We start from the raw sequence: 13,064 nt of genomic DNA, 5'->3' as shown, positions 1-13,064 counted from the left end.
GCCCACGATCCCATCAAAACACGATGCTTTCCCATCAAGGCGTCACATGGACAGGTCATATTTTCAGATCGACAAGTGCCGCAGGACGCCGAGTTCAACCGACTGCTGCAAGCTGAATCAAATGTTCAAATTTTCGATTAATTTTACAACGATCTGACAAGCCATCCCTGCACACTGGGCACAAAACCACGCCGGAACGCGTTGGGTTCAAAACAGCGGGAGCAAATGATGGGCGAACGGGGCAGCATGGCGGAATTCGTGCGCCGGGTACTGGTGCTGATCGCACTGCTGGCCCTGGTCGCGCTGACCTACAAGATGACCTATCTGCTGTTGCTGCTGTTCGGATCGGTGGTGGTGGCGGTGGTCATCCGGCTGATCGCGCGACAATTCGAACGGATCGGCTTGAGCCAGGGCATCGCCACGACAATTGCGGTGCTGTGCATCTTCGGCGCGCTGGCAGGATTGCTGTGGATTTTCGGCGGGTTGATCTCCAGCCAGTTCGCCCTGCTCTATGAACAGTTTCCCGGCGCCGCGACGCAGGTGCAGCGGCAGCTGAACCGCTGGGGGCTGGACTTCGATCTGCAGGCCGTGGCGCAGGCGGCATCGCAGCAGGCCTCCACCATATTCCAGCGCGCCGGCGGCTTCGTGCTGACGGCGGGCGGCGTGCTGACCGATATGCTGCTGGTGCTGGTGGGGGCGATCTTCCTGGCCGCCAATCCCGAATTCTATCGCAAGGGCGTGCTGCGGCTGCTGCCCCGATCGGCCGAGCCGGTGGCCGCCCGCACGCTGGATGACAGCGGCAATGGGCTGAAGCTGTGGCTGGCCGGGCAGGCCGTGGCGAGCGTGTTCGTGGGCGTGCTGTCCTATGTCGGGCTGACGATGATCGGCGTGCCGTCAGCCGCAGCGCTGGCGATCATCGCGGCGGTGCTGGAACTGATCCCCTATGTCGGGCCGATTCTGGCGGCCATTCCGGCGATCATCCTGGGCCTGTCGGTCGATCCCACCACCGGGCTATGGACGCTGGTGCTGTATGTCGTGATCCAGCAGCTGGAAGGCTATGTCATCACGCCGCTGGTGCAGAAACGCGCGGTGGAACTGCCACCGCTGGTGCTGCTGTTTTCGATCTTCGCCGCCGGGGCGCTGTTCGGCCCGCTGGGGGTGATCCTGGCCGCCCCGCTGACGGTGGTGGTCTATATCATGATCCAGCATCTCTATATCGGGCAGGTGCTGGGGCGGGAGCCGAAGGTGCCGGGGCATCACGATTAGGTGAGCCCCGCTCCATCAAGCAATAGTGGTCGACCGATCAGTCGTCGTCACCGCAATCGGGGACCATGCCCATGGTCATCGGCCCGCCGCCCAGCCCGGCAACCGGACGCATCACCATCTTGCAGCCCTCACCGGATTCCGACCGGTCATTGCGGGCGGTCTGCGTGCCGGAACGATTGCCTGCCGCCGGATCGAGGCAGACACCTTCTGCCACCAGCCGCAGATGGAACTGCTTGCCCTGTTCGCGCACCCAGGCATCTGCGCTGGCCTTGCCATCAGACCGGAAACGGCGGGCATATTCCGCCTCCATCCGCTGGCGATCGGCCGCCGGCAGCGCATCGGCCGAACATTCGCGGGTCTGCGCCCGGCGTTCGCTGCGATTGTTGCCGCGCTGTTCGCGCTGATAACGATCGGTATCCAGCTGCAGCGGATTGGCATAACCGCCCGGGCTGGCGGTGGTGACGGATGGCACGGACACTTCCTGCGCCTGCAGGGCACCGGCGGCGGTCATCGCCAGGGCCAGACCGAAAAGACAGTTTCGCACGGCATCTCTCCTTCACCGGCGATTTGACCGGTTTGCCCCTGAACGCCGGATTGCCCCGCGCCGTTCCGGCAACGCCCCATCGCTGCCAGGGATCGATTCATCGGAACAACTATTTCAGAACAGGAAAATCGGCGGATGATGCCGCGTGATGGCAAGAGAGGATCGGGTTTGACGCTTCTTCGCACAAGGGATCGCACATTCGCTCACACGGGTCGCGCATGGGCCGGGCTGCTGCCCATCATGCTGCTTCTGGCGAGCGGCTGTTCGCGTTCCGATGACGAGGAAGAGGTGGATGTCAGCATCGTGCCCACGCTGTTTGCCGAAGGGTTCGACGGGGCCGCGCCGCAGCCGGCGGCCGAGGCACAGGCCAATCCGCCCGCCGACACGGCGCAGGTGGCAGCCAGTGACGATCCGCGTGCGGGCATTCCGTTCGACCGGTCGGACAGGCTGACCGGGCGGGTGGAAACGGCGATGGCCGGGCAGTTGGCCAAGGATTTCACCCTGCGGTTTGCGCTGGCCGATGCCGGCGAATTCGTTCGATCGGGCAAGGTGCGCAACGTCTGGCAGCGCGAACTGGCGGCGCGCAATTATCCGGCCGACAATCTGGCCGGGCCCACCGCGCTGATGTTCGGCGTGGCATGGGAACTGGCCAATGGCCGCAAGCTGACCCCGGCCGACCATGCCGCGATCCTGCGGCAGGTGACGGCCAAGCTGCGCGGTGATCCGCTGGAACGGCAGAATGACGAACAGCGCCAGATCCAGGCCGATCTGCGGCTGATCACGGCCGGGCTGTGGCTGGAAGAAGCCTATGTGCGCGGCCCCTACCCCGATCAGATGCGCGAATTGTCCGACGCGGTGCATCGCGACATGCAGAAAATGTCCACCAATGACATGCGCGACACGACCATGACGCCGGAGGGTTTTTCGGAAGACTGACGCCCGGTCGATTTGGCCCGCGCGACGGCTTGAGCGCAGGCCCCAGCCACGTCATCAACCAATCGCAAAAAACACTCGTTTCGCCCTTGCGCCCGGGCAGTTTCCCCTCAATACTCCGGTCATCGCTGATCCGCCGGCATGCTGGCGGTTCCAACCCACATCGACGGAATGCCGCGTCCTGCAGCAATCCGCTTGCCGCGATTTCCGACCCAGCGGATGGTTCCATCTGCCGTGAGATCGCACGCCGCGATTTCATTGTTGGCAGGTGTGTTCACCTGCGCCGAAATCGCCCGATCTTTTGCCGCGATCGCGATCCGTCCGGACCGGGATCCTCCAACTGACCGTAGGGAGACATTCTTGGAAACCATCACCATTGTCCTGTTGCTGTTGCTGGCGGTCATCGTCAGCGGGATCGCGTCACGCATGATCCCCATTCCGCTGCCGGTGCCTTTGTTCCAGATCGCCCTGGGCGGGCTGATCGGCATGGTATCGGGGTGGAAGGTGGAGCTTGATCCGCAGATCTTCTTCCTGCTGTTCCTGCCGCCGCTGCTGTTCCTGGATGGATGGCGCATCCCGCGCGAAGAATTGTTCAAGGACGGCAAGACGGTGGTGGAACTGGCGCTGGGGCTGGTGATCCTGACAGTGGTGGGCATGGGGCTGTTCATTCACTGGATGATCCCGGCCATGCCGCTGGCGGTGGCATTCGCCCTGGCAGCGGTGGTTTCCCCGACCGACCCGATCGCTGTATCCGCGATTGCGCAGCGGGTGCCGATCCCCAAGCGCATGCTGCATATTCTGGAAGGGGAATCGCTGCTGAACGACGCCTCGGGCCTGGTGTGCCTGCGCTTTGCCATTGCTGCCGCGCTGACCGGCACATTCTCTGTCTATGACGCAGCGCTCAATTTCCTGTGGGTTGCATTTGGCGGCATTGCCATCGGCGTCGGTTTCACCTGGGCCGTGGCGCGGGCCAAGAACTGGTTTTCACAGCGTTATGGTGAGGATGGCGGGGCGCAGATCCTGGTCAGCCTGCTGATCCCCTTCGGATCCTATCTGGCGGCAGAGCATCTGCACTGTTCGGGCATTCTGGCAGCCGTGGCCGCCGGGCTGACCATGGGCTTCGTCGAAGTGCGCGGCCAGATCGAGGCCAACACCCGGATGCGGCGCAATTCGGTGTGGGATGTGATCCAGTTCACGCTGAACGGGGTGATCTTCGTGCTGCTGGGCGAACAGCTGCCCGCCATTCTGGCCAATGCGGCCGATACCGTGCGGCTGACCGGCCATCACGAACCCTGGTGGCTGGGCATCTATGTGCTGGCGATCAGCCTGGGGCTGGCAGGGCTGCGGTTCGCCTGGGTGTGGCTGTCGTTCCAGCTGACGCTCTTCCGTGCGGGCGAGCGGCGCAAGTCGCCCAATTGGCGGATCGTTGGCGCCATGTCCTTTTCCGGGGTGCGCGGGGCGATCACCCTGGCCGGTGTGCTGACCATTCCGCTGGTGATGAATGATGGATCCGCCTTCCCGGCGCGCGATTTGGCGATCTTCCTGGCGATGGGGGTGATCATCACTTCGCTGTTCGTGGCCAGCATCGGCCTGCCTTGGCTGCTGCGCGGGCTGGAAATGCCCGATGAGCATGGCCACACGCCCGAAGAAGACGCCGCCCGCATCGCCGCTGCCGAAGCTGCCATCGCGGCGGTCGAACGCGCCCAGCACAGCATGGCCGACGGGCGCGGCGATGCTGACCTTTACGTCACCTCAGCGGCGCGGATCATGGATCTCTATCGCCAGCGGATCGAGCATCTGGAAAATGACGATGACGATCATCGCGACGAGTTGCTGCTGATGAAGGCGGTGGAGCGCGATCTGCGGCTGGCCGCGCTGAAGGCGGAGCGGACCGAGATCTTCCGCCGGGTACGCCGGCGCGAACTGGGCAGCGAAGCGGCGCGCAAGATCGTGACCGAGCTGGATTTGATGGAAGCGCGCTATACGGCGTGAGGGGTTTCGGGGGTGGTGGCTCCGCTGCCCACCCCCGGCCCCTCCCGCAAGCGGGAGGGGAGTTTTTTTACGTTTTATCAAATATCTGGTTCTTGCGGATGGGAAGCGGGTTGGCTTCGCAAGCCTTGTGGCTGGCCTTCGACGGGCTCAGGCCGAGCGGATGTGGTGGGTGGGCGAATGTGGTAGGCGAACACGCTGTCATTTATGCCGGTCCCATAACAACATCCGTTCACCCTGAGCCTGTCGAAGGGTAGGCAGGACTGCCTGAGCCGCCCTGCCCCTTTCCTACACCGCCACCGCGCTTTCCACCCGGTCGGCATCGCCGAACACGCGCAGATAGCGCGCAATCTCGTCCGGGTCGCCGGTGGCCTTGGCCGGATTGTCCGACAGTTTCACCGCCGGGCGGCCATTGGCGCTGGTGACCTTGCAGACCAGCGAGATCGGATCGAGCGCGTCGCCGCCGTCCGGGTCGCAGCCGCGGAAGTCATTGGTCAGATTGGTGCCCCAGCCGAAGCTCATCCGCACGCGGCCGTGGAAGTGGCGCCAGGTCGTCTCGATCGTGTCGATGTCCATCCCGTCCGAGAAGATCAGCAGCTTTTCACGCGGGTCGACGCCCTGTTCCTGCCACCAGCGGATGATCTGTTCGCCGCCTTCGATCGGCGGGGCGCTGTCGGGGCGGAAGCCGGTCCATTCGGCCAGCCAGGCCGGCGCCTGCCGCAGGAAGGCGGTGGTGCCATAGGCATCGGGCAATGCGACCAGCAGATTGCCGTTGTAGTGGCGCTGCCACGCTTCGAGCACGCGATAGGGGGCTTGTGCCAGCTCGGCATCGCTGGCGGCCAGGGCGGCGGTGACCATCGGCAGTTCATGGGCATTGGTGCCGATCGCCTCCAGATCATTGTTCATCGCGATCAGCACGTTGGAGGTGCCGATGAAGCGGCTGCCCAGCCCTTCCTTCAGCGCCTCCACACACCAGTTCTGCCACAGATAGCCATGGCGACGGCGGGTGCCGAAATCGGCCAGCACCAGATCGGGCAGTTGCCGCAGCCGTTCCACCTTGTCCCACAGCCGCGCCTTGGCCCGGGCGTAGATCACATCGAGGGCGAAGCGGCCGTGCTGGCGCAGGGCAGCGCGCGATTTGAGTTCGTTGATGATCGAGAGCGCGGGGATTTCCCACATGGTGGTATCGGTCCAGGCGCCGGCGAAATGCAGTTCATACTGCCCATCGTCACCGGTTCGGCGCAGGTCGTATTCGGGCAGCTGGAAATCGGCCAGCCAGGCCAGGAAATCGGGCGCGAACATCTGTTGCCGGCCATAGAAGCTGTTGCCCGCCAGCCAGATCAATTCGCGCCGGGTGAAGCGCAGCGTACGCGCGTGATCGAGCTGGGCGCGCAGTTCATCCTCATCGATGATATCGGCCAGGCGCACGGTCCTGCTGCGGTTGATCAACGAGAAGGTCGCCTGCACATCGCGGGAATCGCGCCAGATCATCTGCAGCATCAGCAGCTTGTAGAAATCGGTATCCAGCAGGCTGCGCACGATCGGATCGAGGCGGAAATTGTGGTTGTAGACGCGGGTGGCGATGTCGTTGAGGGCCATGGAAAATCCTATCCGGTCACGAGATTGAGAGCGCGGGGCGCGGGTGCCAGGCGCACCTGGCGGCCCCAGTCGAATGCGATGAAATCCTGTTCGATGCCGTCGGCGAAGATCACCCCGCCATCGTTCATGCGGGAGGTGACGATCAAGGGCTGATCGGTGAGCCGCCCGGCGCGCATGGTGGTGCCGGTCGCCCGGCTGGGGAAAGGCTCGCGCACCCAGTAGCCGACCGCCGGCTCCACGGGTTGCAAAGACAGCGCGCATTGCGTTGCCTCCGCAATCGAGCGGGCCCAGCCGGTCGCGCCGGTGCCCGAGGCGACGATGAGGCCGGAGGAGCTGTGATCTTCGGCCTCTGTCGCCAGTTCGATGCGATAGCGCGCCGATTGATGGCTGCGGTGGCCGATGAAGATTTCGTTCAGCGCGGTCAGCGTTTCGCCATTGTCGAGCAGCGCCTGAACCATGGTGCGCGGCTCCACCGCCGCCGCCTGCGCCACGCTGGCGCGCAGCAGCTGGTTGAGGCGATCGACGGCGAAGCGGACCAGCACGCCATCATAGAGATCGGGCGCCGGATTGATGCCGATCACCGGCTGGCCGGCCAGATATTTGGCGACATTCGCCACCAGCCCATCCTGCCCCACGGCCACCACCACATCCTGCGGCGCGAACAGGAAGCGGTCCAGATCCGCGCGCCGCACCAGCGCCTGGCGCCAGTCGCCCGGCACCGCCCCGCGCGCACTGGCGAGCACGGCCTGGAAATGGTGATGGCGCGCCTCCACCTCCTCTATCCGCTGGCCGCGCGTATCGAGGAAGAACCGCGCCTGATCGCGGGTGGCATGGCGGGCGAGCAGCAGTTCGTAATCGCTTTCGCGCGTCACGAACACCGCGCGGGGTGGAATGGCGGACATGGCAGCTCCCCTCCCTTACCGTTCCGGCAGGGCCGGCGGTTTGCGGAATTCGCCCAGCACGCTGGCCAGCAGATCGGGTGTGATGTTCACATGTTCGATCTTGTCCAGCTTGCCGGCCAGTTGCTGCGCCGCCAGCCCCATCAGCACGGCGGGGGGCAGATCGCGATAGACGGCGATCCGCTGCTGTTCGGCATCGACCTTGGCCCCTTCGATCATGCGGATGCGGTTGGCTTCAGCCTCTGCCTCCACCTGGCCGGCCTCGGCAATACCGGTGGCGCGGTTGCGGGCATTGTCCGCTTCCTCCGCGATCAGCTGCTTTTCGCGGCGGGCCAGCTCGGTGCGGGTGGCCAGTTCGTTTTCGGCAATGGCGCGTTCCTTCTCCACCGCCAGCGCGCGGCGTTCGAAGCTGGCCTCATCTGCCTTCTGCTGCAGGGCTTCGAAGGTGGGCGTTTGCAGCGCACGTTCCAGCTCGCTGCTGGGGGCCAGCCCGGTCAGCCGCACGGCCACTGCCGCCACGCCGATTTCCACCAGCGCCGGATCGGCTGCCAGCGCCACGGCCAGCGTCTGCCGCAAGGGTTCGGGCCCTTCGTCCAGCAAGGCGCGCACCGGCCGGCCGGCCAGATATTGCAGCACGGCCTGGTTGGCGATGCCGGCGATGCGCGCCTCGATCTTCTCGACCGGTTCGCTCTGCAGCCGGCCGGTGGCGAGGCCGATGCTGAAATCAACACGTTCGGCCAGCCGTTCGGGCTCTGTCACATGCCAGCCGATCGTGCCCTGCACGGAGACAGCCTGGAAATCCTGGCTGCGGCCGCGCACGAACAGGGTCATTTCGCGGTCATCCATCGGAATTTCGGCGATGCTGGCGGTTTCCGGGCGGAACCAGAACACCAGCCCGCGCCCGCTGGCGGCCACGCGCCCCTTGCGGAAGCGGATGATGTGGCTGCTCGCTTCGCTGCGCAATTGCGAAATGAAGCCATAGTTGCGGATCGTTGCCATGATATCCTCCTCAAACAGAATTGGTGACGCGATAGAGTTCGGCCGGGCGATAGGATGTGCCCTGTTCCCGCGTGCCGGTGGGGGTGAGCCAGCCCTTGTCCAGCATGCGCCGGCGGAAGGCAGGCTTGTTGAGCGGCGTGCCCAGGATCGCTTCGTGCACATGCTGCAATTCGCGCAGGGTGAAGCAGGCGGGCAGCAGCGCGAAACCGACATCGGAATAGTCGAGCTTGCCGCGCAGCCGGGTCAGCGCCAGCGCGATGATCTGCGCATGGTCGAAGGCGATCGGCAGCGCGGCGCCGTCCGGATCGATCACGGTCGCGTGATCGCCGTCCAGCACCACCCGCGCCGGGATCAGCGCCGGATTGCCGGCCAGCGCGGAGGCAAAGGCAGTGTCGTCCAGCAGGGCCAGCCAGGCGACCGAGATGATGCGCATGCGCGGATCGCGATCGACGGCGCCGAAGGTGTAGAGCTGTTCGAGATGGACATGGGCAGCCTGCAACCGGGCCTTGTCCGCCAGCACGCGCTGCGCCGCATCCTCCAGCCCTTCATCCATCGCGACGAAGCCACCCGGCAGGGCCCAGTGATTGGCAAAGGGGTGATCGTCCCGGCGCAGCAGCAACACGGCCGGCTGGCCCTGGCTAATGCCGAACAACACCAGATCGACCGTGAGCGATGGCCGGTCATAGGCGGCGGGATCATAACCCTGCAGGAATTCGCGCTCGTCCATGTCTGCACCCTTATATTCAATCTGCACTTTACTTATGTGTGATTCGGATATATGTCAATGCCAACAAGGAGACCGACGATGACACGCTTCGTGATCGTGATTGATACGCAGAAGGATTTCATGGCCGCCGATAGCGCGTTGAGCGTGGCGGGTGCGGATGCACTGATCGACCCGATGAACGCCTGGCTGGCCGCGCGCGATCCCGCCAAGACGGCCGGCGTGCTGTTCACCTATGACACGCATGATCCGCAGGCCTATGCCGGTTCGGCAGAGGCGGAGGCTTTCCCGATCCACTGCGTGCGCGGCAGCGACGGCTGGCGCAACATGCTGGACGAGCGGGTGATCGATCCGGCCATTCCCGTGTGGCGGCTGGAAAAGACCGTGTTCGACATGTGGGCGGAAGATGGCCTGACGATGCAGGATGCGCGCGATGCCGCTGCGCCGCCGGTGTTGCGGGAGGATTTTTTTGCCGACCTGCAACAGGCCGGCGTCAAGGAGGTCGAGGTGATCGGGGTTGCCGCCGATTACTGCGTGCGCTGGGCGATCGACGGGCTGATCGCGCGCGGTTTCCGCGTGATCGTGCCCGCCGCCCTGACCCGGGGCATTGCGCGCGAGATCGATCAGGTGGCGGCGGAGGATTTTGTCGGGGCGCCGCTGTTTGTGAAGGGGTGACGGTTCGGGCGCAGGAAACGGGGTGCACCGCCCCCTGCCCTGCGCCAGAGCTTGCGTATGATGGATACCGACATGCACACGCGCATTACCGGCGCGGACTGGCCGGCGATCGTCGCCGATCTCGATCGTGAAGGATGGGCCGTGATTCCGGGCCTGCTGTCGGCCGGGCAATGCGGCGATCTGGCCGCGCTGTATGAAACCGGGGAGGGATTTCGCAGCCATATCCACATGGCGCGGCATGGCTTCGGCCAGGGGGAATATCGCTATTTCGCCTATCCGCTACCGCCGGTGGTGCAGGCCTTGCGTGAGGCAGCCTATCCGCCGCTGTCAGCCCTGGCCAATCGCTGGCACGAACGCATGGGACTGGCGCCGCGTTTTCCCGCCGATCATGCCGATTTTCTGGAGCGCTGCCATGCCGCCGGGCAGCGCCGCCCGACGCCACTGCTGCTGCAATATCGGACCGGCGACTACAATTGCCTGCATCAGGATTTGTATGGCGAGCATGTCTTCCCGCTGCAGATTGCCGTGCTGTTGTCGGAACCCGGCGATGATTTCACCGGCGGGGAATTCGTGCTGACCGAACAGCGCCCCCGCATGCAGTCCCGCGCGATGGTGGTGCCGCTGCGCCGGGGCGATGCGGTGATCTTTGCCGTCAACATCCGCCCGCACCGCGGCACGCGCGGCGATTATCGCGTGACCATGCGCCATGGGGTGAGCAGACTGACCAGCGGATTGCGCCATACGCTGGGGGTGATTTTTCACGACGCCGCGTGAGTGGGGCGGCGCTTGCTGGTAAAACTGTGGCTTCCTGCCCACCCCCAGCCCCTCCCGCAAGCGGGAGGGGAGTCGCGTTGCGCTGGATCGAGCCCTTCCCGCTTGCGGGAAGCGCAGCAGACCCAGTCGCAGCGGGGTAGGTTTGAGCGCCAGCCGCTGACGCGTCACCCGATCACGGTCAGCAACACCGTGAGCGTGGCGAGGGACAATATGGTTGAGAGCAGGATCACCCGCGCGGTGACGCCGGCTTCGCGCCCGTGGAATTCGGCGGCCATGAAAGGCCCGGTGCCGGTGGGCAGCGCTGCCAGCAGCACCGCCGCGCCGGTCATCGCCGGGCTGAGGTGAAACACATGGGCGGCCAGCAGCCAGGTCAGCAGCGGCTGGACCAGCAGCTTGAGCGCCACCAGCGCGGCGACCACGCGCCCGGCGGCGGCCTTCCCGGCGGGCGCATCGGCCAGAAACAGGCCGAGCCCGACCAGCGCGCAGGGCGATGCCGCGCCGCCCAGCAGAGTGACGAAGCGATCCACCGGTGCGGGCAGTTCCCACCCGGCCAGCAGGAACAGAGCGCCGGCCGCTGGCGAGAGCACCAGCGGGTTGCGGGCCAGCGATTTCAGCAGATTGGCCAGCATCGCGCGCTTGCTGCCGCCGGTCTGCAGGCCGATATCCACCACGATCAGGGCGCCGGCAAACAGCACGCAGACGGTCAGGATGGTGGCGATCAGCGTCGGCGCCAGCCCTGCCGATCCGAATACCGCCAGCATCAGGGGGAAGCCGAGAAAGGCGGTGTTGGCATAGCCCGCGTTCAGCCCATCGATGGCCGCATCGGCCAGCGGGCGGCTGCGGCGGCGCCACAGCAGCGTCAGCACGAACACCGCCAGCGCCCCGCCGACGAAGGTGCCGATGAAATCGGGCTGCCACACCTCGCCCCAATGGGCCTTCGCCATGATGCCGAACAGCAGCGCGGGCAGCGCCAGCCACACCACGAAACGGTTGATTTCGGTCGCCGCCTGCGGCCCCAGCACGCCCATCCGGCGCGCGCCCCAGCCGGCCAGGATCAGCGCGAAGATGGGCAGGATGATGAGCAGGACGGAGAGCACGGCAATTCTCGGGCAAGGGAATGATCTGCGCGCCTAGCGCCGCCAACGCTGGCTTTCCAACGCTCTTTTATGCAGCCATCCGGAAGCCACGCGCCATCACCAGACCGATGATCCGGCTGGACACCCGATTGCAGCTAACCATCGTCAGGCTGCCTGGTAGGTCCCCTGGCTGACTTCCCATCCACGACACGCCAGCAGGATCGCCTTGGGCACCTGCTTCTCTCCATTGGAATAATAGGCAACCATGCGGCGCGATATGCCCAACGCCTCAGCCGCCTTGGTTAGGGACAGACCATGGCGCAACCGCCATTCGAGAAACAGGCGAACATCCTGGGTCCCCTTCGCCGAAAGCGTTTCGAGCCAGAGTGTATCTGCCCCCAATTCGATACCGGAAGGCCAGACCAGGCTGTGTCCCCAGTCGCCAACGGCAACGCTGGCAAATTCCGCTTCGTCACGCAAACCAGCCAGTGCAGGATCATCGAGCATCGCCGCCAGATCGAGATCGACCTGCGTCTCATCCGACCACGACAGGCGGAGCGAGGTCCGACCGATGACCTGAACCGCTGCAATGGTTCGCGCCTTTTCGCTGATGTTCATCCGTTCAATTCCTGCCATGTCTGCATGAGCAATTGCTGGTTCGGTTGAGCCCATTCCAAGGCGCCCGAAAGCACTGACGCAGGTACGGTTCCTACTATCAGTTCCAGCGACGCAATCGCCACCGAGCAGCGAAAATCCGGGCCTTCGATATGAAAATGCGGAATGCCGTGATCACGAGCATAGATCGCAATTTTCCAGCGCGGGCCGCGAAACATCGTCACCATACGCCTTGATAGTGCAACTGTTGCACCAACTCAAGATTGCGAGCCACGATCCGGCTGCATTCCTGATGACCATGGCAGCTGCTTCGAATTCACTCTACACACCCCATTATGGAACGCCTGACCGCCCTGCCCGCCGCCTTCGATCGTTACAGCGCCATCGGTGGCGTGCTCGATTTTGCCGTGTTCGACGACAGCGATGGCAGCGAAGCCGAGGTGCTGGAGGCGATCGAGCAGACTTTGCGCCCTGCTCTGCCCGAAGACGCGCCGTTCGATGCCGATGCGCTGCGGCAATCGGGCAGCCGGGTTATCGGCGGGGCGGAGTTTCTGGGCGAATGGTTCGATCCCGAAGCCGGGCAATTGCTCAAGCGCGGCACCTGGACGCTGGCTGGCGGCATCGAGCTGGAAGATCCGCTGCTGATCGATCTGCAGGGGCATAGCGTCGAGAATGGCAGCATGGGCCTGCCCAATGTCGGCGAAGGTGGCCAGTTTGCGCTCGCCTTTACCGAGCCGCCCTATGGCCTGCAGGCCGAGCCGTTGGAAATACAGGATCTGTTCGACAGCATCCGCAGCTTCATTCTGCCCGGCTATGCGATCACCGAAATCCGCGACTGGACCAGCCCCGCCCTGGCCGAGGTTTCCCCCTATTTCGAAGCGGGCATGGAATGGTGGGGGGTTTATCTCTTCAGCCTCTACACCCCGCAATCGCGCCGGCTGACGATCATCGCCGGTTCCACAACCGACTAG

General features: G+C 64.7%; 15 protein-coding genes. 6 read left to right on the top strand and 9 right to left on the bottom strand.

Going from position 1 to position 13,064, the window contains the following annotated elements:
• Positions 1-225 precede the first annotated feature (225 nt).
• Entirely contained in the window at positions 226-1,266 is a 1,041-nt protein-coding gene (locus GRI97_RS06320) for an AI-2E family transporter (RefSeq protein ID WP_161390220.1), read from the top strand.
• A gap of 37 nt (positions 1,267-1,303) precedes the next feature.
• Here GRI97_RS06320 and GRI97_RS06315 read toward each other — a convergent pair whose 3' ends face one another.
• Entirely contained in the window at positions 1,304-1,810 is a 507-nt protein-coding gene (locus GRI97_RS06315) for a hypothetical protein (RefSeq protein ID WP_161390219.1), read from the bottom strand.
• A 240-nt stretch (positions 1,811-2,050) separates the two neighbouring features.
• Here GRI97_RS06315 and GRI97_RS06310 point away from each other — a divergent pair, with 240 nt between their 5' ends.
• Positions 2,051-2,746: a hypothetical protein gene (locus GRI97_RS06310; RefSeq protein ID WP_161390218.1), complete on the top strand. Its 696-nt coding sequence runs from the start codon at positions 2,051-2,053 to the stop codon at positions 2,744-2,746.
• Positions 2,747-2,865: 119 nt separating this feature from the next.
• On the opposite strand, the gene GRI97_RS06305 is transcribed toward GRI97_RS06310, so the two are convergent.
• Positions 2,866-3,171 (bottom strand): hypothetical protein, encoded by a 306-nt coding sequence (locus GRI97_RS06305; RefSeq protein ID WP_202392686.1) that lies wholly within the window; start codon positions 3,169-3,171, stop codon positions 2,866-2,868.
• Between GRI97_RS06305 and GRI97_RS06300 the strand changes: the two genes are divergently transcribed.
• Positions 3,104-4,735, top strand: a complete 1,632-nt coding sequence (locus GRI97_RS06300; RefSeq protein ID WP_161390216.1) for a Na+/H+ antiporter — start codon at positions 3,104-3,106, stop codon at positions 4,733-4,735. The two genes, GRI97_RS06305 and GRI97_RS06300, sit on opposite strands and share 68 nt — an antisense overlap.
• A 285-nt stretch (positions 4,736-5,020) precedes the next feature.
• Here the strand turns inward: GRI97_RS06300 and pncB are convergent, their stop codons facing one another.
• The 4 genes from pncB to GRI97_RS06280 are packed head-to-tail and all read right to left on the bottom strand — an operon-like array spanning position 5,021 to position 8,956.
• On the bottom strand, positions 5,021-6,331 hold the full coding sequence (gene pncB, locus GRI97_RS06295; protein ID WP_161390215.1) for a nicotinate phosphoribosyltransferase: 1,311 nt from the start codon (positions 6,329-6,331) through the stop codon (positions 5,021-5,023).
• An 8-nt stretch (positions 6,332-6,339) separates the two neighbouring features.
• Complete coding sequence (locus tag GRI97_RS06290; RefSeq protein ID WP_161390214.1) at positions 6,340-7,233, bottom strand: NAD(+)/NADH kinase; 894 nt, start codon at positions 7,231-7,233, stop codon at positions 6,340-6,342.
• 15 nt (positions 7,234-7,248) lie between these two features.
• Complete coding sequence (locus GRI97_RS06285) at positions 7,249-8,229, bottom strand: band 7 protein (protein WP_161390213.1); 981 nt, start codon at positions 8,227-8,229, stop codon at positions 7,249-7,251.
• A 10-nt stretch (positions 8,230-8,239) separates the two neighbouring features.
• A complete protein-coding gene (locus tag GRI97_RS06280; RefSeq protein ID WP_161390212.1) occupies positions 8,240-8,956 on the bottom strand; it encodes an NUDIX hydrolase in 717 nt (238 codons plus the stop codon).
• Between the two features lie 78 nt (positions 8,957-9,034).
• Here GRI97_RS06280 and GRI97_RS06275 point away from each other — a divergent pair, with 78 nt between their 5' ends.
• Together GRI97_RS06275 and GRI97_RS06270 are read left to right on the top strand one after the other, a co-directional pair.
• Positions 9,035-9,628, top strand: a complete 594-nt coding sequence (locus GRI97_RS06275) for a cysteine hydrolase family protein (RefSeq protein ID WP_161390211.1) — start codon at positions 9,035-9,037, stop codon at positions 9,626-9,628.
• 72 nt (positions 9,629-9,700) lie between these two features.
• A complete protein-coding gene (locus tag GRI97_RS06270; protein ID WP_161390210.1) occupies positions 9,701-10,402 on the top strand; it encodes a 2OG-Fe(II) oxygenase in 702 nt (233 codons plus the stop codon).
• A gap of 164 nt (positions 10,403-10,566) precedes the next feature.
• Here GRI97_RS06270 and GRI97_RS06265 read toward each other — a convergent pair whose 3' ends face one another.
• The 3 genes from GRI97_RS06265 to GRI97_RS06255 all read right to left on the bottom strand — a co-directional run bounded on the left by GRI97_RS06265 (position 10,567) and on the right by GRI97_RS06255 (position 12,320).
• Positions 10,567-11,499: an AEC family transporter gene (locus GRI97_RS06265; RefSeq protein WP_161390209.1), complete on the bottom strand. Its 933-nt coding sequence runs from the start codon at positions 11,497-11,499 to the stop codon at positions 10,567-10,569.
• 144 nt (positions 11,500-11,643) lie between these two features.
• Positions 11,644-12,114 (bottom strand): DUF2442 domain-containing protein, encoded by a 471-nt coding sequence (locus tag GRI97_RS06260; RefSeq protein WP_235917625.1) that lies wholly within the window; start codon positions 12,112-12,114, stop codon positions 11,644-11,646.
• On the bottom strand, positions 12,093-12,320 hold the full coding sequence (locus tag GRI97_RS06255) for a DUF4160 domain-containing protein (RefSeq protein WP_202392594.1): 228 nt from the start codon (positions 12,318-12,320) through the stop codon (positions 12,093-12,095). Before GRI97_RS06255 ends, GRI97_RS06260 begins: the two co-directional genes overlap by 22 nt.
• A gap of 108 nt (positions 12,321-12,428) precedes the next feature.
• Here GRI97_RS06255 and GRI97_RS06250 point away from each other — a divergent pair, with 108 nt between their 5' ends.
• Positions 12,429-13,064 carry a hypothetical protein gene (locus GRI97_RS06250; protein ID WP_161390208.1) on the top strand — a complete coding sequence of 212 codons (636 nt, stop codon included), beginning with the start codon at positions 12,429-12,431 and terminating at the stop codon, positions 13,062-13,064.

It is taken from the genome of Croceibacterium xixiisoli, from assembly GCF_009827305.1.
In the GTDB taxonomy this organism is placed as follows: domain Bacteria; phylum Pseudomonadota; class Alphaproteobacteria; order Sphingomonadales; family Sphingomonadaceae; genus Croceibacterium_C; species Croceibacterium_C xixiisoli.
The sequence above is the reverse complement of the archived record's forward strand: the minus strand, read 5'-3'. Positions and strand labels throughout refer to the sequence as shown.